Source organism: Pseudomonas sp. ME-P-057 (genome assembly GCF_030208975.1).
In the GTDB taxonomy this organism is placed as follows: Bacteria; Pseudomonadota; Gammaproteobacteria; order Pseudomonadales; family Pseudomonadaceae; genus Aquipseudomonas; species Aquipseudomonas lutea.
Genome location: NZ_JARVSX010000010.1, coordinates 106,211 through 127,563 on the forward strand (window position 1 = coordinate 106,211; position 21,353 = coordinate 127,563).

General features: G+C 59.9%; 20 protein-coding genes. 15 read left to right on the forward strand and 5 right to left on the reverse strand.

Annotated features, from left to right (window positions below):
• The first annotated feature begins 94 nt into the window (after nt 1-94).
• The 8 genes from QRN48_RS04230 to QRN48_RS04265 all read left to right on the forward strand — a co-directional run bounded on the left by QRN48_RS04230 (nt 95) and on the right by QRN48_RS04265 (nt 9,034).
• The gene (locus QRN48_RS04230) at nt 95-619 is read left to right on the forward strand and encodes a (2Fe-2S)-binding protein (protein ID WP_285349065.1); all 525 of its coding nucleotides are present in this window, start codon (nt 95-97) and stop codon (nt 617-619) included.
• Nucleotides 616-1,602 carry an FAD binding domain-containing protein gene (locus QRN48_RS04235; RefSeq protein ID WP_285349067.1) on the forward strand — a complete coding sequence of 329 codons (987 nt, stop codon included), beginning with the start codon at nt 616-618 and terminating at the stop codon, nt 1,600-1,602. Before QRN48_RS04230 ends, QRN48_RS04235 begins: the two co-directional genes overlap by 4 nt.
• Nucleotides 1,602-3,821 carry a xanthine dehydrogenase family protein molybdopterin-binding subunit gene (locus QRN48_RS04240; RefSeq protein WP_285349068.1) on the forward strand — a complete coding sequence of 740 codons (2,220 nt, stop codon included), beginning with the start codon at nt 1,602-1,604 and terminating at the stop codon, nt 3,819-3,821. The genes QRN48_RS04235 and QRN48_RS04240 overlap by 1 nt, the downstream gene beginning before the upstream one ends.
• 246 nt (nt 3,822-4,067) lie before the next feature.
• On the forward strand, nt 4,068-5,009 hold the full coding sequence (choX, locus tag QRN48_RS04245; RefSeq protein WP_285349069.1) for a choline ABC transporter substrate-binding protein: 942 nt from the start codon (nt 4,068-4,070) through the stop codon (nt 5,007-5,009).
• 45 nt (nt 5,010-5,054) lie between these two features.
• The gene (locus QRN48_RS04250; RefSeq protein WP_285349071.1) at nt 5,055-5,990 is read left to right on the forward strand and encodes an alpha/beta hydrolase; all 936 of its coding nucleotides are present in this window, start codon (nt 5,055-5,057) and stop codon (nt 5,988-5,990) included.
• A 348-nt stretch (nt 5,991-6,338) separates the two neighbouring features.
• Nucleotides 6,339-7,778, forward strand: a complete 1,440-nt coding sequence (locus QRN48_RS04255; protein WP_037018436.1) for a cytochrome ubiquinol oxidase subunit I — start codon at nt 6,339-6,341, stop codon at nt 7,776-7,778.
• A gap of 3 nt (nt 7,779-7,781) precedes the next feature.
• Entirely contained in the window at nt 7,782-8,789 is a 1,008-nt protein-coding gene (gene cydB / locus QRN48_RS04260; protein WP_191945816.1) for a cytochrome d ubiquinol oxidase subunit II, read from the forward strand.
• Between the two features lie 56 nt (nt 8,790-8,845).
• Nucleotides 8,846-9,034, forward strand: a complete 189-nt coding sequence (locus QRN48_RS04265; RefSeq protein ID WP_037018441.1) for a DUF2474 domain-containing protein — start codon at nt 8,846-8,848, stop codon at nt 9,032-9,034.
• 455 nt (nt 9,035-9,489) lie between these two features.
• Here the strand turns inward: QRN48_RS04265 and QRN48_RS04270 are convergent, their stop codons facing one another.
• Together QRN48_RS04270 and QRN48_RS04275 are read right to left on the reverse strand one after the other, a co-directional pair.
• On the reverse strand, nt 9,490-10,614 hold the full coding sequence (locus tag QRN48_RS04270; RefSeq protein ID WP_191945815.1) for a methyltransferase: 1,125 nt from the start codon (nt 10,612-10,614) through the stop codon (nt 9,490-9,492).
• Nucleotides 10,615-10,760: 146 nt separating this feature from the next.
• Nucleotides 10,761-11,009 carry a helix-turn-helix domain-containing protein gene (locus QRN48_RS04275; RefSeq protein ID WP_052075371.1) on the reverse strand — a complete coding sequence of 83 codons (249 nt, stop codon included), beginning with the start codon at nt 11,007-11,009 and terminating at the stop codon, nt 10,761-10,763.
• A gap of 308 nt (nt 11,010-11,317) precedes the next feature.
• Here QRN48_RS04275 and QRN48_RS04280 point away from each other — a divergent pair, with 308 nt between their 5' ends.
• Nucleotides 11,318-12,094 carry a ferredoxin--NADP reductase gene (locus QRN48_RS04280; protein WP_285349072.1) on the forward strand — a complete coding sequence of 259 codons (777 nt, stop codon included), beginning with the start codon at nt 11,318-11,320 and terminating at the stop codon, nt 12,092-12,094.
• A 139-nt stretch (nt 12,095-12,233) separates the two neighbouring features.
• Here QRN48_RS04280 and mscL read toward each other — a convergent pair whose 3' ends face one another.
• On the reverse strand, nt 12,234-12,683 hold the full coding sequence (mscL, locus tag QRN48_RS04285; protein WP_191945813.1) for a large-conductance mechanosensitive channel protein MscL: 450 nt from the start codon (nt 12,681-12,683) through the stop codon (nt 12,234-12,236).
• 209 nt (nt 12,684-12,892) lie between these two features.
• Here mscL and radA point away from each other — a divergent pair, with 209 nt between their 5' ends.
• The 3 genes from radA to QRN48_RS04300 all read left to right on the forward strand — a co-directional run bounded on the left by radA (nt 12,893) and on the right by QRN48_RS04300 (nt 15,677).
• Complete coding sequence (radA, locus tag QRN48_RS04290; RefSeq protein WP_285349073.1) at nt 12,893-14,263, forward strand: DNA repair protein RadA; 1,371 nt, start codon at nt 12,893-12,895, stop codon at nt 14,261-14,263.
• Between the two features lie 207 nt (nt 14,264-14,470).
• Nucleotides 14,471-15,079, forward strand: a complete 609-nt coding sequence (locus tag QRN48_RS04295) for a hypothetical protein (protein ID WP_285349075.1) — start codon at nt 14,471-14,473, stop codon at nt 15,077-15,079.
• 16 nt (nt 15,080-15,095) lie between these two features.
• Complete coding sequence (locus QRN48_RS04300; protein ID WP_285349077.1) at nt 15,096-15,677, forward strand: hypothetical protein; 582 nt, start codon at nt 15,096-15,098, stop codon at nt 15,675-15,677.
• 30 nt (nt 15,678-15,707) lie between these two features.
• Here the strand turns inward: QRN48_RS04300 and QRN48_RS04305 are convergent, their stop codons facing one another.
• Nucleotides 15,708-16,076 (reverse strand): PilZ domain-containing protein, encoded by a 369-nt coding sequence (locus QRN48_RS04305; RefSeq protein WP_285349079.1) that lies wholly within the window; start codon nt 16,074-16,076, stop codon nt 15,708-15,710.
• Between the two features lie 151 nt (nt 16,077-16,227).
• Between QRN48_RS04305 and QRN48_RS04310 the strand changes: the two genes are divergently transcribed.
• The 3 genes from QRN48_RS04310 (at nt 16,228) to yjiA (ending at nt 19,701) form a co-directional block, all read left to right on the forward strand.
• Nucleotides 16,228-18,297, forward strand: coding sequence for a carbon starvation CstA family protein (locus QRN48_RS04310; RefSeq protein WP_285349081.1), 2,070 nt, complete (start codon nt 16,228-16,230; stop codon nt 18,295-18,297).
• Between the two features lie 18 nt (nt 18,298-18,315).
• Nucleotides 18,316-18,513, forward strand: a complete 198-nt coding sequence (locus QRN48_RS04315) for a YbdD/YjiX family protein (RefSeq protein WP_037018459.1) — start codon at nt 18,316-18,318, stop codon at nt 18,511-18,513.
• A 210-nt stretch (nt 18,514-18,723) separates the two neighbouring features.
• On the forward strand, nt 18,724-19,701 hold the full coding sequence (gene yjiA, locus QRN48_RS04320) for a GTPase (protein ID WP_285349084.1): 978 nt from the start codon (nt 18,724-18,726) through the stop codon (nt 19,699-19,701).
• Nucleotides 19,702-19,900: 199 nt separating this feature from the next.
• On the opposite strand, the gene glyA is transcribed toward yjiA, so the two are convergent.
• A complete protein-coding gene (gene glyA / locus QRN48_RS04325; protein ID WP_191945810.1) occupies nt 19,901-21,154 on the reverse strand; it encodes a serine hydroxymethyltransferase in 1,254 nt (417 codons plus the stop codon).
• Nucleotides 21,155-21,353: the final 199 nt, after the last annotated feature.

A 21,353-nucleotide genomic window follows, 5' to 3' on the forward strand; every position in this document is an offset into this window, starting at 1 on the left:
CGTCATAAACCCTGAACGTTTACGAAACCGCACAAGTCGTACCCCTTAAGACGCAGATCACTGCGCTGATCGAGTACCTACCGTGAGGCTTTCCATGAGTGCAACCAATCAAGCGGCCACCGCAGGGCATTCCATCGCTCTGAGGATGAACGGCCAGACCCGACAAGTGGACGTGCAGCCCTGGACCACCCTGCTGGATATGCTGCGTGAGCAGCTGGATCTGGTCGGCACCAAAAAAGGCTGCGACCACGGCCAATGCGGTGCATGCACCGTGCTGCGCGACGGCAAGCGCATCAATGCCTGCCTGACCCTGGCGATCATGTGTGACGGCGCAGAGCTGACCACGATCGAAGGACTCGCCGATGGCGATACCTTGCACCCGATGCAGCAAGCGTTCATCAAGCACGACGCGTTTCAGTGCGGCTACTGCACGCCGGGGCAGATCTGCTCGGCGGTGGGCCTGGCCAATGAAGGCCGCGCCAGCACCGATGATGAAGTGAAAGAACTCATGAGCGGCAACCTGTGCCGTTGCGGCGCCTACAACAACATCCGTGCGGCAGTGGTCGAAGTGCTGCCCTCCATGGCGGCGGCACCCGATCAAGGAGGGCGCGGCCAATGAATCCTTTTAGTTACAGCAAACCTTCGGACATCGCTCAGGCGGTCAATCTCACTGGCCCCACCAGCCGGTTCATCGCCGGTGGCACCAACCTGCTGGATTTGATGAAGGAAAACGTCGCGCGCCCCGAGCACCTCATCGACATCACGGGCCTGCCGATGAAGGACGTGCGTCCCACGGACAGCGGCGGCGTGATGATCGGCGCGCTGGTGAGCAATGCCGATCTGGCGTGGCACCCACTGATCGAACGTGACTATCCGCTGCTGTCCCAGGCCATTCTGGCCGGTGCTTCGCCGCAGCTGCGCAACATGGCGAGCACCGGGGGCAACCTCCTGCAACGCACTCGCTGCTACTACTTTTACGATACCAACACGCCGTGCAACAAGCGCGAGCCGGGGACCGGGTGCCCCGCCAAAGACGGTTTGAACCGCATCCACGCGATCCTCGGTGCAAGCGACGCTTGTGTCGCCACGCACCCGTCTGACATGTGCGTTGCCTTGGCAGCGCTTGAAGCACGGGTTCACGTTCAAGGCCGTGCCGGTGCCCGGGTGATCGAGTTCGCCGACTTCCACCGCTTGCCCGGTGATGCGCCGGAACGTGACAACCAGCTCGCCGACGATGAGTTGATCACTGCCGTCGAATTGCCCGCACCGCGTTTCCAGCAGCACAGCCACTACCTCAAGATTCGCGACCGCGCTTCTTATGCCTTCGCATTGGTGTCGGTAGCGGCAGCGGTAGAGCTGGACGGCGACGTGATCCGGGATGTGCGCATCGCGCTGGGCGGCGTGGCTCACAAGCCTTGGCGCGATACGGCCGTGGAGCAGTCCCTCAAGGGCCAGCCGGTCTCTCGTGAAAACTTCGTCGCCGCCGCCGACGCGATGCTGCGCAATGCCCAGCCGCTGGCGCACAACGCCTTCAAGATCAAGCTGGCCCGTCGCGCAATCGTACGCGCTCTGAGCGACGCCACCTTGGGAGGAAATGCTTAATGAACGCCAAGATACCTACTTCGGCAACGGGCTCCGCACTCGGGCAACCCATGGACCGCGTCGATGGACGACTGAAAGTGACAGGCCAGGCCCGTTATGCCGGCGAGTACCCGGAAGCCGGCCTGCTGCATGGCAGCGTGGTTTCCAGCAGCATCGCCAGCGGTCGTATCGTGCGCATCGATGCCTCGCAAGCACTTGCAGTTCCGGGCGTGATCGCGGTCATCGACCACACCAACCGCCCTCATATCGCCAGCTACGACGAAGACTATCAGGACGCAGACGCGGCCGAAGGCTCGCCGTTCCGCCCGTTCTACAACGAACGTGTCCTGTACAGCGGTCAGCCGTTGGCGTTGGTGGTAGCAGAGAGTCTTGAGCTGGCACGCCACGCTGGCTCGCTGGTTCGCATCGAATATGAAACCCAGCCGCACCAGACCGATCTCAGCGTTGGCCAAAGCGACGCACACACAGCTCCGGCCGAAACGCCGGAGCCGCGCGGTGATTTTCAGGGCGCCTTCGCCCAGGCCGCAGTGTCCGTCGATGCGCACTACAGCACGCCGAACGAGCATCACAATCCGATGGAGCCGCATGCGTCCACGGTGTTTTATCAGGCTGACGGCAGCCTCGAGATTCACGATAAAACCCAGGGCACGCAGAACTGCCAGGACTACCTGCACAACGTCTTCGGTCTGGAGAAGGACAAGATCCGCGTGCTTGCTGCCTTCGTCGGTGGGGCATTCGGTTCCGGGTTGCGTCCTCAGTATCAGCTGCCGCTGGCCGTCATGGCGGCGCTCAAGCTCAAGCGTTCGGTTCGCCTGACGCTGACTCGCCAGCAGATGTTCACGTTCGGCTACCGGCCGCACACCCTGCAGCACATGCGCCTTGGCGCTCAGAAGGACGGCAAATTGGTGGCGGTCTCTCATGAGGTCGTTGGCCAGACATCGCGTTTCGAAGACTTCACCGAGCATGTCGTGGAATGGAGCGGCATGCTTTACCAGTGCGATAACGTGCAGTTGACTTACAAGCTCGCCCCACTGGACGTCTACACGCCGTTGGACATGCGAGCGCCCGGCGCTGCCTCCGGCATGGTCGGGCTTGAGTGCGCAATGGATGAACTGGCCGTTGCTGCGGGCATCGACCCGGTACAGCTGCGGGTGGCCAACTTTGCAGCCAGCAATGGCAACGAAGGCAAGCCTTACTCCAGCAAGGAGCTGTTGGCCTGCTATCAACAGGGCGCAGAGCGTTTTGGATGGAATAAGCGCAACCCTGAGCCGCGCAGCATGCGTCAGGGTCGTCAGCTTGTGGGTTGGGGCATGGCCGGTGGTGTGTGGGAAGCCATGCAGATGCCGGCCAGCGCCAAGGCCAGTATCGACAGCACTGGCAAGATCACCGTCAGCAGCGCCACCACCGACATCGGCACTGGCACTTACACGGTCATGACTCAGATCGCCGCCGAGACGGTCGGCGTCAACCCTGAAGACATCACGTTCGTGCTAGGCGATTCGTCGCTGCCGACAGCGCCGCTGCAGGGCGGGTCTTTCACGGTTTCGTCTGTCGGGACAGCGGTCCAGCAGGCGTGCCGTGCCTTGCGCGCCAAGCTGCTCGACGCCGTGCGCATGGCCCACCCGCAATACGCGGTGGTGGACATGGACGATGTGGGATATGGCGACGGTTACCTGCTCATCGATGACCAGCGCTTTGCTTACGCCGACATCGTGCGCGAATCGTCCCATGACACGCTTGAAGTGCAGATCGACGCCAAGCCTGACGAGAAGCGTGACGCGTATTCAACAGCCACTCACTCGGCGGTGTTCGTCGAAGTGCTGGTGGATGAGGACCTGGGCAGTGTTCGCGTCAACCGCGTGGTCAACGCGGTGGCCGCGGGTCGAGTGGTCAACTCCAAAACCGCGCGCAGCCAGATTCTCGGCGGCGTGGTTTGGGGCATCGGTCAGGCCTTGCAGGAAGAGACCCAGACGGACCACAACCTTGGGCGCTTCATGAACCACAGCCTGGCGGAGTATCACATCCCGGTGAACGCTGACATCGGCGAGATCGACGTGTTGTTTGTCGAAGAAAGCGACAGCATCGTCAACGACCTTGGCTCCAAAGGCGTCGGCGAGATCGGCATCGTCGGGGTGGCATCAGCCATCGCCAATGCGATCTACCACGCCACGGGCAAGCGGATTCGGGAATTCCCGATCACGCTGGATAAAGTGCTGTAACCAACGCCTCAGCTCGTACCCTGACCGTTCCCACGCTCTGCGTGGGAACGATCATCTGCCGCTGAACGCCTCCTCATTCGATGTCGCCCCAGTGCAAGCACAGGTCGCGCTGGTGCGCCTGTTGCCTTGACCCTCTGCGTACCTTGCGTCAACACGGCAGCCGTCGTACTGCCGCGTGTCTTCAAGCCCTGAAAAACTGCCGAAAAGAGCTGAATAAAAAATATCGAGCCGACCCGAGGAGCACGCATGAATCCATTAATCCGTCATATCAGTTGCGCTGTATTAATGTTGAGCAGCACGGCCCTCCTGGCTGCAGAGCCCGCCAAATGCCAAAACGTACGCATGGGCGTGGTCAACTGGACCGACGTTGTGGCAACCAGTGCGGTAGCCGAAGTGCTGCTGCAAAACATGGGCTACGAGGTCAAGCAGACCAGCGCCGCTCAGCAAATTGTCTTCGGCGGTTTGCGCGATGACCGCCTTGACGTGTTCCTGGGGTACTGGAAGCCGGCGATGGACAAGAACATCGCCCCCTTCGTGGCGGCCAATCAGGTCAAAGTGCTCGAGGTGCCCAGCATGAGCGACGCTCAAGCGACGCTGGCAGTGCCGGACTATGTGGCATCGGGCGGGCTGAAAACCTTCGCCGACATCGCCAGATTCAAGGACAAGCTCGGCGGCAAAATCTACGGCATCGAACCCGGGACCGGCGCCAACGCCAATATCAAAGGCATGATCGAAAAGAACCAGTTCGGGCTGGGTGGTTTCCAGTTGGTTGAATCTGGCGAGGCGGGCATGCTGGCGGCCGTCCAGCGCGCGATCAAGCGCAACGAATGGGTGGTTTTCGTCGGTTGGACCCCACACCCCATGAACATCAACATGAAAATCGCGTACCTGACCGGCAGCGAAGACGTGTTCGGTCCGGGCGAAGGTGCGGCAACGGTATCGGTGGTCACGGCGCCGGATTACGCCTCCCGTTGTCCGAACGTCAGCAAGCTGATGAGCAACCTGAAATTTACCGCCGCCCAGGAGAGTCAGATGATGGTGCCGATCATGGACCGCAAGGCACCCAATGATGTGGCCCGCCAGTGGCTCAAGGACCACCCTGAAGACATGAAGCGCTGGCTGGATGGCGTGACCACCTTCGACGGCAAGGACGCGATGACCGCCGTGCAAGTGGCGATGAACAAATAGCAGTCCGAACCAGCGGCGCTGCCAGCTACCAGATCAGAGGAGCTTATGCCCAAGCCTTACCCACTGTCCGCCGAGATGACGGCCTTTGTGGCGAAAACCCTGAGCTTCAGCAGTCCTTCCGATGACATTGCCGAGCAGCGTCGTGCCTATGCGCGAATGTGTGAGGCGTTCACGCCCGCGCGCGCGCCGGATCTGGACGTGAAAGACTTCACCCTCGCTGGCGTGCCGGTGCGCAGTTACCGGCCTCAGCGCCTGTCCCTCGAACACCCGGCGCCGTGCGTAATGTATGTGCACGGCGGCGGCTGGGTCGTGGGCGATCTTGATTCCCATGACTTTTTGACCGCCGGGCTGGCAGCCGACCTGAATGCCGTGGTCATTGCGGTGGAGTATCGGCTGGCACCCGAGCATCCGTTTCCGGCGGCCTTCGGTGATTGCCTGAGCGTCTGGCATGCTTTGCAAGTGAGCGCGCTGCGGCTGGACATCGAACCGCGGCGCATTGCCATTGCGGGAGACAGCGCCGGTGCCAGTCTCGCCGCTGCCGTATGCCTGGCACTGCGCGATGGCGGTGAGCGCCAGCCGGTCGGGCAGGCATTGATCTACCCGGAGCTTGGGGGCAGCCATGATTTGCCCTCCCGCCGCGAGTACGCCGACGCGCCCCTTCTGTCCGCGGATGAACTGGCGTTCTACCACCGGTTGTATATGACAGACGACGAAGAATCGGCCTACGCACGTCCGCTCAATGCAGCCGATTTCCATGATCTGCCGCCGGCATTCATTGCCGTCGCGCAATTTGACCCCTTGCGTGACGATGGCATTTGTTACGAGCGCGCATTGCGCGAAGCCGGGGTTCGTACGGAATTCAACCTGGGGTTGGGGCTGGTTCATGGCAGTCTGCGGGCGATAGGCCAGGCGCCAGAGGCCGATGCCCTTTATCACAGTCTCACCTCGGCGCTTCTCGGCTTCATTCGCAAACCTCTGTGAGCAACAGCCTTATCGATCATCACGACCTGCTTCGGCGCCCTGCCACTTGCAGGGACCTTTGATCCGCTTTCCTGCCGCTGCGCTGCCTTTTCAGGTGAGACAACTCGCCACGCGACAAAAGACCACGCAGAGCAGGCGCCGAAATGGGACTACTCTTTCCATGTCAGCTGACCTGGATCAATACGCTAGCCGGTATTGATTGACTCGCCGCCTGACGCATCCCCCTGCGTTGCGACCCGACCGCGTAATCAAAAAGAACAAACGCAAAACGTCGTACTCAATACACCGTGGGGGCACTCGCTGCAGGCCCCGAGTCTGAAGCCAGTTCCACCTGACAGAGGAAGACCTATGTTCGGCTTAGAGGCGCTCGATCTCGCCCGAATCCAGTTTGCGTTTACGGTTTCGTTCCACATCCTTTTCCCCGCAATCACCATCGGTCTGGCGAGCTTTCTTGCCGTGCTTGAAGGCTTGTGGCTCAAGACCCACGACAACACCTACCGTGACCTTTATCACTTCTGGTCAAAGATCTTTGCCGTCAACTTCGGCATGGGTGTCGTTTCCGGGCTGGTCATGGCTTACGAGTTCGGTACCAACTGGAGTCGGTTTACCGATTTCGCCGGCGCAGTGACCGGCCCGTTACTCACGTACGAGGTGTTGACCGCCTTCTTCCTTGAAGCAGGATTCCTCGGCGTGATGTTGTTCGGCTGGAACCGCGTCGGCCGCGGCCTGCACTTTTTTGCCACCGCCATGGTTGCGGTGGGCACGCTGATTTCGACCTTCTGGATCCTGGCCTCCAACAGCTGGATGCAGACGCCGCAGGGCTATGACATCGTCGACGGGCGTATCATCCCGGTCGACTGGTTCGCGGTGATTTTCAACCCTTCCTTCCCTTACCGCCTGACCCACATGGCGATCGCTGCGTTTGTCGCCACGGCGTTCTTCGTGGGCGCCTCGGCGGCCTGGCACTTGCTGCGCGGCCGTGACAACCCGGCCATCCGCAAAATGCTGTCGATGGCCATGTGGATGGCGCTGATTGTTGCGCCGATCCAGGCGATGGTCGGTGACGCCCATGGTCTGAACACCCTTGAGCATCAGCCAGCGAAGATCGCGGCCATCGAAGGCCACTGGGAAAACGTGGGTGATGAACCGACCCCGCTGATTCTTTTCGGTATCCCGGACATGAAAGAGGAGCGGACCAAGTATGCGGTCGAGATTCCTTACCTCGGCAGCCTGATCCTGACCCACAGCCTGGACAAACAGATCCCGGCGCTGAAGTCTTTCCCGCCTGAGGACCGTCCCAACTCGCTGATCGTCTTCTGGTCGTTCCGCGTGATGGTGGCACTGGGCTTGCTGATGATCGCAGTGGGTCTGTGGAGTGCATGGCTGCGCTGGCGCGGCGGGCTGTACACCAATCGCTGGTTCCTGCGACTGGTGATGTGCATGGGACCCGCGGGGCTGATCGCCATATTGGCAGGGTGGTTCACCACTGAGATCGGGCGCCAGCCGTGGGTGGTGTATGGCCTGATGCGAACGGCAAATGCCGCTTCACGGCACAGTGTGGAGCAACTGACCATTACTCTTGTGTTGTTCGTCGTGGTGTATTTCCTGCTCTTTGGCACAGGCTTCGGTTACATGATGCGACTGGTTCGCAAAGGGCCGAAGACTCAGGAAGGCGATAACGCAACGTACGGCGGACCGGGTCAGAAACGCACGCCGGCGCGTCCTCTCTCTGCTGCTGATGAAAGCAGCACAGACAACCGCAAAGACAGTCTCACTGAAGGGAATTGAGCCATGGGTATCGATCTTCCACTGATCTGGGCCGTGATCATCATCTTCGGCGTCATGATGTACGTCATCATGGACGGCTTCGATCTGGGCATCGGGATACTGTTCCCGTTTATGAAGGACAAGACGGACCGCGACGTGATGATGAACACCGTCGCGCCAGTCTGGGACGGTAACGAAACCTGGCTGGTGCTGGGTGGCGCCGGCTTGTTCGGTGCGTTCCCCCTGGCGTACTCGGTTGTGCTAGAGGCGCTCTACCTGCCGTTGATCTTTATGTTGATTGGCCTGATTTTCCGCGGCGTGGCTTTCGAATTTCGGTTCAAGGCCACTGACATCAAACGTCACTTGTGGGACAAGGCGTTCATCGGCGGCTCGCTGGTTGCGACCTTCTTTCAGGGCGTGGCATTGGGTGCCTACATCGACGGCATCCCGGTGGTTGACCGTGCCTATGCCGGGGGAGGGCTGGACTGGCTGACGCCGTTCTCGCTCTTCTGTGGTCTGGCATTGATCGTGGCGTACGCATTGCTGGGTTGCACCTGGCTGATCATGAAGACCGAAGGTGCGTTGCAGAAAGCCATGCACGATCTGGCGCGTCCGCTGGCCATCGCAACGCTGGTGGTGATGGCGATTGTCAGCCTGTGGACGCCATTGGCGCATCAGGACATTGCGGATCGCTGGTTCACGCTGCCGAATCTGTTCTGGTTCATGCCGGTTCCGGCGCTGGTGGTGTTGACCATGTATGGCCTGTTCAAGGCCGTGGCACGCAACGCCAACTACACGCCGTTCCTGCTGACGCTGGTGCTGATTTTCCTGGGTTACAGCGGCTTGGGCATCAGCTTGTGGCCAAACATCATCCCGCCTTCAGTGTCGATCTGGGCAGCTGCATCGCCGCCTCAGAGTCAAGGCTTCATGCTGGTCGGTACGCTGTTCATCATTCCGTTGATCCTGGGTTACACCTTCTGGAGCTACTACGTATTCCGAGGCAAAGTCACTCACGAACACGGCTATCACTAGCAGGCAGCGGCTCCGGTTAATCGCCGGAGCCGGCATGCGGAGAAGAGGATTGAGCGATGTCCGGTAAAGAGTCTTTCCAGCATGAACACGAACGCCAGCGTGAAGTAGATCCGGCGCGTAACAAGCCTCTGTGGCAGCGCATCGGATGGCTGCTGGTGATCTGGACCGGCAGCGTGTTGGCGCTGGCGGTCTTCGCCATGCTGCTGCGCATGTTCATGACAGCGGCAGGCATGAAGTCTCATTGAGCCTTGCGTTTGATATAAACCCGCTGCGGCGGGTTTTTCATGGGCGGGCGTTCGGAGGCGCCACCCGCCTGGGGCATCCAGGTCTGTGTGCTGCCGCAAATCCGGGGGTGGGTGCCACGGAATCCATTGAGGGAGTGAGCTTGCTCGCGAAGGTGCATCGCCAGCCATCATGGATGCAACCTGACCCACCGCGTTCGCGGGCAAGCTCACTCCTACAGGTCTCGCGTCTGCGGCGACTCCGGGGCATTTACCCAAATCCATTTGCAGGAGGTTGCTGCAGTGGATCCGGGGATTGACCCAAATCCACTGTAGGAGCGCGCTTGCCCGCGAAAGCGTCTTTTCAGTCGCCAGGGATGCAATCTGACCCACCGCGTTCGCGGGCAAGCGCGCTCCTACAGGTAGCGGGCGTGCCGTGAAGCTTACGCCCGGGCGTTAGCGGTTTCGCCAGCCATTGCCTATTTACGCGCTTTGAGGATCACGAATTTCGGCGTTGCCGCCACTTGCTCCACACCTCGAAACAAACGGGCGAGTTTGCTGTGATACCCGAGATGGCGATTGCCGACGATGTACAGCGCGCCGCCGGTAACAAGGGCTGACCGCGCCTGCTGAAACATACGCCACGCAAGGAAGTCGCCCACGACCTGTTGCTGGTGAAACGGCGGGTTGCACAGCACAACGTCCAGCGAATCCGGCTCTTGCGCCGCCAGGCCGTCGCCCGCTTGAATCGTTGCCGGACGCTCCCCGAGCGCCAACGCCCAGTTCTCCTGCGCTGACTGCACGGCCATGAACGACTCGTCGACCAGCGTGTACTGCGCGTCCGGGTTGGCCAGCGCGCTGGCGATGGCGAGCACCCCGTTGCCGCAACCAAGGTCTGCAACCCGCGCGGTTCCCAGGCCCTTGGGCAGGTACGGCAAAAACGCCCGAGTGCCGATATCCAGTCCGTCGCGGCAGAAGACGTTGGCATGATTGACCAACTCGATTCTGGGTTCGTCCAGCGTATAGCGGGTGGGGTAGGGCGAGGCCTGAAAGGGTTTTGATTCGGGGGTACATATCAGCAGGCGCGCCTTTTTCACCGCAAGCGAGGCTTGAACCGGGCCGGTATATTCCTCCATCAATTCGCCCGCCGAGCGAGGCAGGTGCTTGATCATCCCGGCAGCGACGACCCTGGCACCTGGCGCCAGCTGCCCCTGCAAACGGATGAGCTGCTCTTCAAGCAAGGCCAGAGTTTTCGGCACACGAATCAATACCCAGTCGAACGGCCCCTCCAGAGGCGCACTGGCGGCAATGACTGGCACGGCATCGTAAGCCTGGCCGTTGCGCACCAGATTCTTTTCCAGCGCCTGGACGGCCAGGTACGAATCCGTGCAGCTGACCACTGCTGCGTGAGGCGCGAGGCTGGCTGCCAGCGCACCAAAGCTGTCATTGAGCACCAGCACACGTGTCTGCAGCGTTACGCCCTGTTCAGCCACGTGGTTGAGGAGGTATTCGTCAGCAGCGTCAAAAGCCTGCAGGGGCTCGTCCGACTGCTCCGGCTGGCGGATAAGGTCGAGCTCGGCGAAAGGCGTGGTAAGCAAGGGCATGGGCGAAGCGATTCCAGTCGTTAAGGCGCAATCGGCGTATCGACAGGCGTTACGCACGTCCCGATGGCGTCGGGCGCGCAAAGCCGGCGATTTTACGTGTTTTTCAACCCTGCGCACCGACCTTTTCGCCCTGCTCCGACGTGGTGCTAGAACGCCCCGCTCAACGCTGCCTTGACCACGGCCTGAATCTTGTTGCTGACGCCAATCTTGCGAATGGCGACGCCGACATGGAAGTTGACGGTGCGTTGCTTTAGCCCAAGGATAATGCCCACCTCAGCGGCTGTTTTCCCCTCGGCAGACCATTTCAAAACCTCCACCTGTCGTTCGGAAAGCCCCTTATAGATGATGGGCCGCGACGTAAGCATGCCGTCATTTTCAGGATCGAGAGCTTCCATCGTTTACCTCCATGGTAAATGTGAATGTCCTGATCCCAGTCTAGGGAAAGCGCGGGCAACATTATTGACCGCCGACGATTGGCAAGACCTCGCTACTGGGCGAGCTCTTCCCCAAATACCTCCAAAAAACAACGCGTTGCGCTGATCTGTCGAGCGCGCATCGGGCGCTTCGCGATAATCCCGATAGCGAAATGCTCTAAAAAACCGGCCTCTGGCTGCAGATATCACTACAAACCTGCGGTGTTTATCTCGTCGTGTTTGCGGGACACTGAGCACCCTTATTGCGAGACAGGAGCCAGGAGCGCCCCATGAGTGCCAGTGCAGAGAAATTTACCCGGCAGACGCTGCTGGACGTGACGCCGCTGACGCCCAGTCTGTTTACCTTCCGCACGACGCGCGATGCCGGCTTCCGCTTCACCGCGGGTCAATTCGTACGACTGGGTCTGACCAAGCCTGACGGCACCACGGTCTGGCGTGCGTATTCGGTGGTCTCCTCGCCATTCGATGAGTTCCTCGAATTCTTCTCCATTGTGGTCCCTGGCGGCGAACTCACCAGCGAGCTAAGCCGCCTTCGTCAAGGTGACACGCTGATGGTGGAAAAGCAGGCAACCGGTTATCTGACCCTGGATCGCTTCACCGACGGGCGGGATCTATGGATGTTGTCGACCGGTACAGGGGTGGCGCCATTTCTGTCGATCCTGCAGGACTTCGAGGTCTGGGAAAAATTCGAGCGGATCATTCTGGTCTACAGCGTTCGAGAGTCGCAGGAACTGGCGTATCAGCGATTGATTGCCGAACTGACGCAGCGCGAATACCTGGCCGAGTACGCGCACAAGTTCCGGTTCATCCCGACGGTAACGCGGGAGGCTCATCCGGGTGCCCTCGGCGGGCGAATCACCACACTGATCGACAATGGCGAACTGGAAAGGGCGGCAGGCGTCACCCTGTCCCCCGAGTACTCAAGGGTCATGATCTGTGGTAACCCGCAGATGATCGAGGACACTCGCGCGGTGCTCAAAACCCGTGACATGCGCCTGGCGTTGACGCGCAAGCCGGGTCAGATTGCGGTGGAAAATTACTGGTAGACGGCTCTGCAGCGCGGTTGTGCAAACCCCCAGTGGATGCGAGCTCGCTCGGCAAGAAAACTGACTGTATCCGCTCGTCTTCAGCGGTTTCAGGGCCGTTTTCGCGAGCAAGCTCACTTCTGCCACTGGGGTGCAGGCTTCAGACGAACCGATCAGGGCTCACAGGCAGTGGCGCAGCCGGCTTGCTGTTTTGCTCTTTGAGCAGATCACGAATTTCGCCCAACAGCACCTCTTCTTTAGTCGGCGTTGGCGGCAGGGTGGGTGCCTTGGCCTCTTCGCGCTTCAGGCGATTGATGGCCTTCACGCCCATGAAGATCGCAAAGGCCACGATGATGAAATCGATCACGGTCTGGATGAACTTGCCGTAGGCCAGTACCACAGCAGGCGCCGCGCCTTCTGCCGGCCTCAGCACCACTGCCAGATCACTAAAGTCCACGCCGCCGATCAGCAACCCGAGGGGCGGCATGATTACATCGCCGACGAACGACGAAACGATCTTGCCGAAAGCCGCGCCGATGATGATACCGACGGCCATGTCGACGACGTTCCCTTTTACGGCAAAGGCTTTGAACTCGCTTAGTACGCTCATGGGTGTATTCCTTTGTTACAGATGAGAGTGGTAAATGCAGTGTAAGTCAGCTAGCTGCATCTCGCTTAATCCATGCAATCGACCGGGTTCTGACCGGTTAGTTTTATGCAATCCTCCAAAAGCGTGCAGGCCGACAGGACCCGGCCCGCGTCGTGCGCAGTGAGTGGGTGCATCGGTTATGATTGCCCCCTTTTTACATCGGGGGTGTCATGGCCAAGGCCAAACGCATGTACGGCTGCACCGAGTGCGGCTCGACGTTTCCCAAGTGGGCGGGCCAGTGCAGCGAATGCGGTGCCTGGAACACCCTCGTTGAAACGGTCATCGATAACAGCGCGGCAGCGGCGCCCAGCGGACGCTCGGGCTGGACCGGCCAACAGGCGCAAATCAAAACCCTGGCTGAAGTCAGCGTTGAGGAAATACCTCGTTTCACCACCAACTCGGCTGAGCTGGACCGCGTGCTGGGCGGCGGCCTGGTGGACGGTTCGGTGGTGCTGATCGGCGGTGACCCCGGCATTGGCAAGTCGACCATTCTCTTGCAAACACTCTGCGCCATCGCCGAGCGCATGCCGGCGTTGTACGTCACCGGCGAAGAATCGCAGCAGCAAGTGGCGATGCGCGCGCGGCGTCTGGGCCTGCCCCAGGACAAGCTGCGGGTCATGACCGAGACCTGCATCGAGACCATCATCGCCACTGCCCGTATCGAGCAGCCCAAAGTCATGGTCATCGATTCGATCCAGACCATCTTCACTGAACAGCTGCAATCGGCGCCCGGTGGCGTCTCGCAGGTTCGTGAAAGCGCGGCGTTGCTGGTGCGTTACGCCAAACAGAGTGGCACGGCGATCTTCCTGGTCGGACACGTGACCAAGGAGGGCGCCCTGGCTGGACCGCGCGTGCTGGAGCACATGGTTGATACCGTGTTGTATTTCGAAGGCGAGTCCGATGGCCGACTGCGCTTGTTGCGCGCCGTCAAAAACCGCTTCGGCGCCGTCAACGAACTCGGCGTGTTTGGCATGACCGACAAGGGCCTGAAAGAAGTCTCGAACCCCTCTGCAATCTTTCTCACCCGCGCCCAGGAAGAAGTCGCCGGCAGCGTGGTCATGGCCACGTGGGAAGGCACCCGTCCGATGCTGGTGGAAGTGCAGGCGCTGGTGGATGACAGCCATTTGTCCAACCCGCGTCGCGTCACCTTAGGGCTGGACCAAAACCGGCTCGCGATGTTGCTCGCCGTCCTGCACCGACATGGCGGGATCCCGACCCACGACCAGGATGTGTTCCTGAACGTGGTCGGCGGGGTCAAGGTGCTGGAAACGGCTTCCGACCTGGCATTGATGGCCGCAGTCATGTCCAGCTTGCGCAACCGCGCGTTGCCGGGTGACTTGCTGGTATTCGGCGAGGTTGGCCTCTCGGGTGAAGTGCGGCCGGTGCCCAGTGGCCAGGAGCGGCTCAAGGAAGCCGCCAAGCACGGGTTCAAGCGCGCCATCGTGCCCAAGGGCAATGCGCCGAAAGAGTCGCCTCCTGGCCTGACCGTGATCGGCGTGACCCGACTGGATCAGGCATTGGACGCGTTATTCGAGGAGTGAGAAAGCCGACGCTTGGGTGTCGGCCCTCAAAAAAAACCGCACCAGAAATTGACGCCATAATGATGGCACATTAATATCGCCGCCTCGTTTTCGCACGGCCACCCCATAAAGTGAGTGCGGCAACTTCTCCCTGAAAATTTTGAATGGCCTCCCTGCGGTTATTTTCTGACCGTGGCACGGCCGTTCGCCCGAAATAAGGATGTTGGTTTGAAACGGATTGCCCATCTGCTACTCCTTGGCGCGCTTTTGTCACTGACCGGTTGTTTCTCTTTCAACACCTATGGGCCCATCGGCGAGCCGGACAGGGCGGCTACGGTCACCAGCCCACGGGTTGCACAGATGGCGGACGTCGTCGTCTCGGTGCCGAAAATCGATGACGAAATGCGCAAGAACGTCAGTCGTCAATTGACAGCGCAAATCAATCACTACATCGAAAGTGCCGGCTATTTCAAAGATGTCTCGGTCTTCCCGGCCAGGCTTGGCGATCAGGACGTGATGTTGAGATTCAATTTGATCTCGCTTCACGGCAAGCGCTCGCCTCATCCGGCCTATTTCCCCGGCGCGCTACTGACATTGACGATTTATATCTGGGTCAACGGCCCGATCTACGTCGACACCTACGACCTCGCAGGTGAGCTGACGATTGAGGACCGCACGGGCAAGACCCTCGCCAAGTCCATGGAGAAAGTGGACGAACCCCACAACGTCGGTATCTATGACGCCGACTATGCGTCGCCGGGGCTGGGCAGTCGGCAGCTGCGTGACTTGATCACCAAGCTGACTGACGCTGCCGTCACCCAACTAAATGCCCATTGAAAGGAATCACAACGCCATGAAGTCCGCAATCAAAGCACTGGTGTTAATGCTCGGCGTATCGCTGAGCGGATGCGTGTCGTACTCGCAGTACGACCTGCCGGCCGTGGAAAACTGGCCGCTGGCGAGCAAGGGAACAGCGACCAAACCGACGGCATACATCCGTTTTACCGCGCTCCACACGTTCAATGGCGAGCAGAGAGCGGGTGGAACCAACGTCGGTGCATGGGAGAAAGTGCTGCTTGACGCCTTCAACCAGTCCGGGCGTTTTGGGCGTGTGACCACTGACAAAGTCGAGTCGGACGTGTACGTGTACGCCAACGTGCGCAACGAGGAAACGGGGAACCTGGGCAGCGCCATTCTGACCGGCGCCACGATGTTCTTGATCCCAAGCGTTGTCCATAATCGGTTGGTACTGGAGACAGTCTACAAAGACCGCGACGGCAACGTACTGGGGCGGATTGAGAAAAGCGAAACCGTGACCACCTGGATGCAACTGCTGCTGGTGTTCGCGGTGCCCTTCAACCCGTCCGCCGACAGCATCATTCAGCACTTGGCACAGAGTTCCCTGGAAGAAGCCGCCAGGCAAAAGCTGATTTGATCTGTATGACGCCGCCTCCCGCCGCGCGACTCAACCGCCCATGAGCGCCCCGAGTTCACGCTCCAGCTCATCGTGATCAGCAATATTGAGCTCGACCAGCCGCCGCAAATGCGTGACGGAGTCGAGTTCGATGTTTTCGCAGACGAACCCTAGATGATTGTGATCATCATGGGTCAGGCGCACCTGCATCCGCACATCGATATCCACGTTCAAGTGAATGTCAGCCTGGAAGCGTTCGCCGGGATCACCCTCCCAAGGCGATGGCTTTTCAATCAGCAGCCCTTTCAACGACAAGTCGATCAAGTGAACCGTCCAGGTTCGATCACCCTGGCTGAGCTCGGTTTTGGCATCGAATGCGATGCGTTTAAAACGACGACGTTTTTCATGGGTATCGGTCATTACACAGCTACTCCTTAGCGCCTCGAGCGCCCGCTGCGTTGACTATAGGACAAATATCGCGCTAGACCATCGTGGGGGTAGCCTTTCGCTCCGGCGGCGCTAAACTCCGCTTGCTGAACAACAATAAGTCCACTCAGTTGGAAACAAAAAAATGAAAAACAATAATGGTCTGATGCGCCACGTGCCCTGGCTATTTGTTGCAATCCTTGGGGCCTGGGCCCTGGGAGTGGTTGCATTGCGTCGCGGGGAGGCGATCAATGCACTCTGGATTGTGGTTGCCGCGGTGGCCATTTATCTGGTCGCTTATCGCTATTACAGCCTGTTCATTGCAACCAAGGTCATGCAACTCGACCCGACCCGGGCAACGCCTGCGGTGCTCAAAAACGACGGGCTCGACTACGTTCCCACCAATAAACACATTCTGTTCGGCCACCACTTTGCCGCCATTGCTGGCGCGGGGCCGCTGGTGGGCCCGGTCCTGGCTGCGCAGATGGGCTACTTGCCCGGTACCCTCTGGCTAATCGCCGGTGTGGTGTTGGCGGGTGCGGTTCAGGACTTCATGATCCTGTTCCTGTCGACCCGCCGCAACGGCCGCTCGCTGGGCGACATGGTTCGCGAAGAAATGGGCCGCATTCCCGGCACCATCGCCTTGTTCGGCTGCTTCCTGATCATGATCATCATCCTCGCGGTGCTGGCCCTGATCGTCGTCAAGGCACTGGCCGAGAGCCCATGGGGCATGTTCACAGTCATGGCGACAATCCCGATCGCGATGTTCATGGGCATCTACATGCGCTACATCCGTCCGGGCCGCATCGGCGAAATCTCGGTTGTGGGCGTGGTGCTATTGCTGCTGTCGATCTGGGTCGGCGGTCTTGTGGCGGCGAGTCCTGAATGGGCGCCGATGTTCACGTTCACCGGCGTGCAAATCACATGGATGCTGGTTGGCTATGGATTCGTGGCAGCCATGCTGCCGGTCTGGCTGGTGCTGGCGCCTCGGGACTACCTGTCCACCTTCCTCAAAATCGGCACCATCGTTGCGCTGGCCATCGGCATCCTGATTCTGGCGCCCGAGCTGAAAATGCCTGCGCTGACCCAGTTCACCGACGGTACAGGTCCGGTCTGGAAAGGCACGCTGTTCCCGTTCCTGTTCATCACCATCGCGTGCGGCGCTGTATCCGGTTTCCACGCCCTGATCTCCTCGGGCACCACGCCAAAGCTGCTGGACAACGAAGTCAACGCACGCTACATCGGCTACGGCGGCATGCTGATGGAGTCCTTTGTGGCAATCATGGCCATGGTCGCGGCCTCGGTCATCGAACCGGGCGTGTACTTTGCGATGAACAGCCCGGCGGCCATCGTCGGCACCGACGTTAACTCGGTGGCACAAATGGTCAGCAGCTGGGGCTTCCTGATTACACCGGATCAGCTGACCGCCGTGGCGAAGGACATCGGCGAGAACACCGTACTGGCCCGTGCTGGCGGGGCACCGACTCTGGCAGTGGGCATCGCGCAAATCCTGCATCAGGCATTCCCCGGTCAGAACACCATGGCGTTCTGGTACCACTTCGCAATTCTGTTTGAGGCGCTGTTCATCCTGACCGCAGTCGACGCCGGTACGCGCGCGGGCCGCTTTATGCTGCAGGACCTGCTGGGCAGTTTCGTGCCTGCGCTCAAACGCACTGAATCCTGGACCGCCAACGCTATCGGTACCGGTGGTTGCGTCGCGCTCTGGGGCTATCTGTTGTACCAGGGCGTAATCGACCCACTGGGTGGTATCAACACGCTCTGGCCGCTGTTCGGTATCTCCAACCAGATGCTGGCGGGGATCGCGCTGATGCTGGCGACCGTTGTGCTGATCAAAATGAAGCGTCAGCAGTATGTGTGGGTGACCATTCTGCCGGCGTCCTGGCTGTTGATCTGCACTGTAACGGCGGGCTTCATCAAGCTGTTCGACCCAAGCCCTGCGGTCGGCTTTCTGGCGCTGGCGAAGAAGTACAGTGCCGCGGCAGACGCCGGTCAGGTCCTGGCGCCGGCCAAGACCGTTGATCAGATGCAGCACGTGATCTTCAACGCTTACACCAACGCCGTCCTGACCACGCTGTTCCTGTTTGTGGTGCTGAGCATTCTGTTCTACGCGGTGAAGGTCGGTCGTGTGGCGTGGGTCAAGAAAGAACGTACGGACAAGGAATCGCCTTTCCAGGCATTCCCCGAAACCCATTGATCGACTGGAGCGCTGCGTATGTTCAATGACCTCAGCAAGCTCGGCAAATACCTCGGCCAGGCCGCACGGCTGATGGTGGGCATGCCCGACTACGACAACTACGTTGAACATATGCAGAAGACCCACCCGGACAAGCCGGTGATGAGCTACGAGATGTTCTTCCGGGAGCGTCAGGACGCGCGTTACGGCGGGAAGGGTGGCCCCAAGTGTTGCTAAACAGGTGACCCCTGCAACGCCTGCTTTAATAATGCGCCACGCCAGTCGTGGCGCGTTTGCGTCTGACAATTTGGCTGGCAGACGTTCCATCTTGTAGGAGCGCGCTTGCGCGCGAATGCAGTTCAACTGTTTCCCAAGAGGGTGCAGACAGATCGCATTCGCGGGCAAGCGCGCTCCTATAGCTTGAGCAGTGACACCCCAGGAGAACGCATGACCGCTTTACACGCTATCCCCGTCACAATCCTCAGCGGCTTTCTTGGTGCGGGCAAAACCACCTTGCTGCGTCATCTGCTCAAAGAAGAGCACGGCCTGAAAATCGCCGTCATCGAGAACGAATTCAGTGATGCCGGCATAGATACCCAATTGCTGGGTGACGAACCCGTGCAGGTCATGACCCTGTCCAACGGCTGCGTCTGCTGCACCATTCACACTGACCTGACCAAGGCTCTTTACCTGCTGCTGGAGCGCCTGGACACCGGTGAAATCGCATTCGACCGGCTGGTGATCGAGTGCACCGGCCTGGCAGACCCCGCACCGGTTGCGCAGACATTCTTCATCGACGAAGAGCTGCGCGAACGCTATATCCTCGACGGTATTATCACCTTGGTCGACGCCGCCAACGCCGAGACGCATCTGGAACAGACCATCGCCCAGGCGCAGATTGGCTTCGCTGATCGCCTGCTGGTGAGCAAGACCGATCTGGTGGATGCGGCGACGTTCGAAGCACTGAGCGAGCGACTGACTCGGATCAACCGTCGCGCGCCGATCCGCGTGGTGGAGCACGGCAAGATCGACTTGGCCGAACTCCTTGATGTACGCGGCTTCAACCTCAACGCAGACGTCGGCGGCATGACCTTGCGCCCGGCCGCTACAGCGGGCCGCTCCATCGACCGCATCAGTAGCCTGGTCCTGCGCAGTGACCAGCCGCTTGATATCGACAAGCTCAGCACCTTCATGAACGAGCTGCTCGAAGAACACGGCAAACAACTGCTGCGCTACAAAGGCGTACTGAACATCGCCGGCGAAGATCGCAAGCTAGTGTTTCAAGGGGTTTTGAAGCTTTACGGATTTGATTTCGACGTTGAATGGGCGGAAGGCGAAAAGCGTGAGAGCGTTATCGTGTTCATCGCCGATGAACTGCCGGAGGAGAAGATCCGGGCGGGGTTTGCGCAGGTCGCGGCAGATTAAAGCAGCACGTGCTGATAACTTTCAGCATGAGTTGACGCACCGCCTGACTGTAGGAGCCGGCTTGCTGGCGGACGCGGTGGGTCAGGGCCATCTGGAGTGACTGACACTCCGAATTCGCGGGCAAGCGTGCTCCTTTAACCATAAAAGTATAAAAAAGCCCGGCTAAGAAGCCGGGCTTTTTCACATCAGGCAACCGCTATCAAGCGCCGTAAACCGGCAGCTTGGCGCAGATGGCCTGCACCTTTTCACGCACGCCGTTAATGACGGCCTCGTTGTTCAGGTCGGCGAGGATGTCGCAGATCCAGCCTGCGAGTTCCTTGCACTCAGCTTCCTTGAAGCCGCGAGTGGTAACGGCCGGAGTACCGAAGCGCAGGCCGGAGGTGACGAACGGGGAGCGTGGATCATTTGGCACCGAGTTCTTGTTCACGGTGATGAACGCTTTACCCAATGCGGCGTCAGCGTCTTTGCCGGAAATGTCCTGCTTGATCAGCGACAGCAGGAACAGATGGTTTTCGGTGCCGCCCGACACCACGTCGAAACCGCGCTCGATGAATACGCCGGCCATGGCCTTGGCGTTTTTCACTACTTGTTCCTGATAGGTCTTGAACTCGGGTTGCAGCGCTTCCTTGAAGCAGATCGCCTTGGCCGCGATGACGTGCTCCAGAGGACCGCCCTGACCGCCCGGGAAGACGGCGGAGTTCAGCTTCTTCTCGATCTCGGCGTTTGCGCGCGCCAGGATCAGGCCGCCGCGTGGGCCGCGCAGTGTTTTGTGCGTGGTGGTCGTCACGACATCGGCGAATGGAACCGGGTTCGGGTAAACACCCGCAGCCACCAAGCCTGCAACGTGGGCCATGTCGACGAACAGGTAGGCGCCGACTTTGTCAGCGATGGCGCGGAAGCGCGGGAAATCGAGGATCTGCGAGTAGGCCGAGAAACCGGCAACGATCATCTTGGGCTTGTGCTCAACCGCCAGGCGCTCGACTTCGTCGTAGTCGATCAAGCCATTACCGTCGATGCCGTACTGAACAGCGTTGTACAGTTTGCCCGAGGAAGAGACGCTGGCGCCGTGGGTCAAGTGACCGCCGTGGGCCAGACTCATGCCCAGAATGGTATCGCCGGCATTGAGCAGCGCCAGATACACCGCGCTGTTGGCTTGCGAACCGGCGTGTGGCTGGACGTTGGCGTAATCGGCGCCGAACAGTTGCTTGGCGCGGTCGATAGCCAGTTGCTCGACGATATCAACGTATTCGCAGCCGCCGTAGTAACGCTTGCCCGGGTAGCCTTCGGCGTACTTGTTGGTGAGAACCGAGCCTTGGGCTTCCATGACAGCCGGGCTGGTGTAGTTCTCCGAGGCGATCAGTTCGATGTGATCTTCCTGACGCTTGGCTTCCTGCTCCATAGCGGCGTACAGGTCGGAGTCGTACTTGGCGATGGTCAAATTACGGCTGAACATGGCGGTCCTCGGGGATCGGGCAGTAGAAAAGGGGGGCATTCTAACCCATCGGGTTTTATCTGGCATATGAAAGCAGGTCATGTGCGTGATGAGCGGCAGGCATTAAGCCGCAAGCTACAAGCCGCAAGTTCAAGGCGATCGCTTCAGCTTGCAGCTTGCAGCTTGCAGCTTGCAGCTTGCAGCTTGCAGCTTGCAGCTT

Coding starts and splice junctions, on each gene's coding strand:
- QRN48_RS04230 (WP_285349065.1), top strand. CDS start 95: ATGAGTGCAACCAATCAAGCGGCCACCGCAGGGCATTCCATCGCTCTG.
- QRN48_RS04235 (WP_285349067.1), top strand. CDS start 616: ATGAATCCTTTTAGTTACAGCAAACCTTCGGACATCGCTCAGGCGGTC.
- QRN48_RS04240 (WP_285349068.1), top strand. CDS start 1,602: ATGAACGCCAAGATACCTACTTCGGCAACGGGCTCCGCACTCGGGCAA.
- choX (WP_285349069.1), top strand. CDS start 4,068: ATGAATCCATTAATCCGTCATATCAGTTGCGCTGTATTAATGTTGAGC.
- QRN48_RS04250 (WP_285349071.1), top strand. CDS start 5,055: ATGCCCAAGCCTTACCCACTGTCCGCCGAGATGACGGCCTTTGTGGCG.
- QRN48_RS04255 (WP_037018436.1), top strand. CDS start 6,339: ATGTTCGGCTTAGAGGCGCTCGATCTCGCCCGAATCCAGTTTGCGTTT.
- cydB (WP_191945816.1), top strand. CDS start 7,782: ATGGGTATCGATCTTCCACTGATCTGGGCCGTGATCATCATCTTCGGC.
- QRN48_RS04265 (WP_037018441.1), top strand. CDS start 8,846: ATGTCCGGTAAAGAGTCTTTCCAGCATGAACACGAACGCCAGCGTGAA.
- QRN48_RS04270 (WP_191945815.1), bottom strand. CDS start 10,614: ATGCCCTTGCTTACCACGCCTTTCGCCGAGCTCGACCTTATCCGCCAG.
- QRN48_RS04275 (WP_052075371.1), bottom strand. CDS start 11,009: ATGGAAGCTCTCGATCCTGAAAATGACGGCATGCTTACGTCGCGGCCC.
- QRN48_RS04280 (WP_285349072.1), top strand. CDS start 11,318: ATGAGTGCCAGTGCAGAGAAATTTACCCGGCAGACGCTGCTGGACGTG.
- mscL (WP_191945813.1), bottom strand. CDS start 12,683: ATGAGCGTACTAAGCGAGTTCAAAGCCTTTGCCGTAAAAGGGAACGTC.
- radA (WP_285349073.1), top strand. CDS start 12,893: ATGGCCAAGGCCAAACGCATGTACGGCTGCACCGAGTGCGGCTCGACG.
- QRN48_RS04300 (WP_285349077.1), top strand. CDS start 15,096: ATGAAGTCCGCAATCAAAGCACTGGTGTTAATGCTCGGCGTATCGCTG.
- QRN48_RS04305 (WP_285349079.1), bottom strand. CDS start 16,076: ATGACCGATACCCATGAAAAACGTCGTCGTTTTAAACGCATCGCATTC.
- QRN48_RS04310 (WP_285349081.1), top strand. CDS start 16,228: ATGAAAAACAATAATGGTCTGATGCGCCACGTGCCCTGGCTATTTGTT.
- QRN48_RS04315 (WP_037018459.1), top strand. CDS start 18,316: ATGTTCAATGACCTCAGCAAGCTCGGCAAATACCTCGGCCAGGCCGCA.
- yjiA (WP_285349084.1), top strand. CDS start 18,724: ATGACCGCTTTACACGCTATCCCCGTCACAATCCTCAGCGGCTTTCTT.
- glyA (WP_191945810.1), bottom strand. CDS start 21,154: ATGTTCAGCCGTAATTTGACCATCGCCAAGTACGACTCCGACCTGTAC.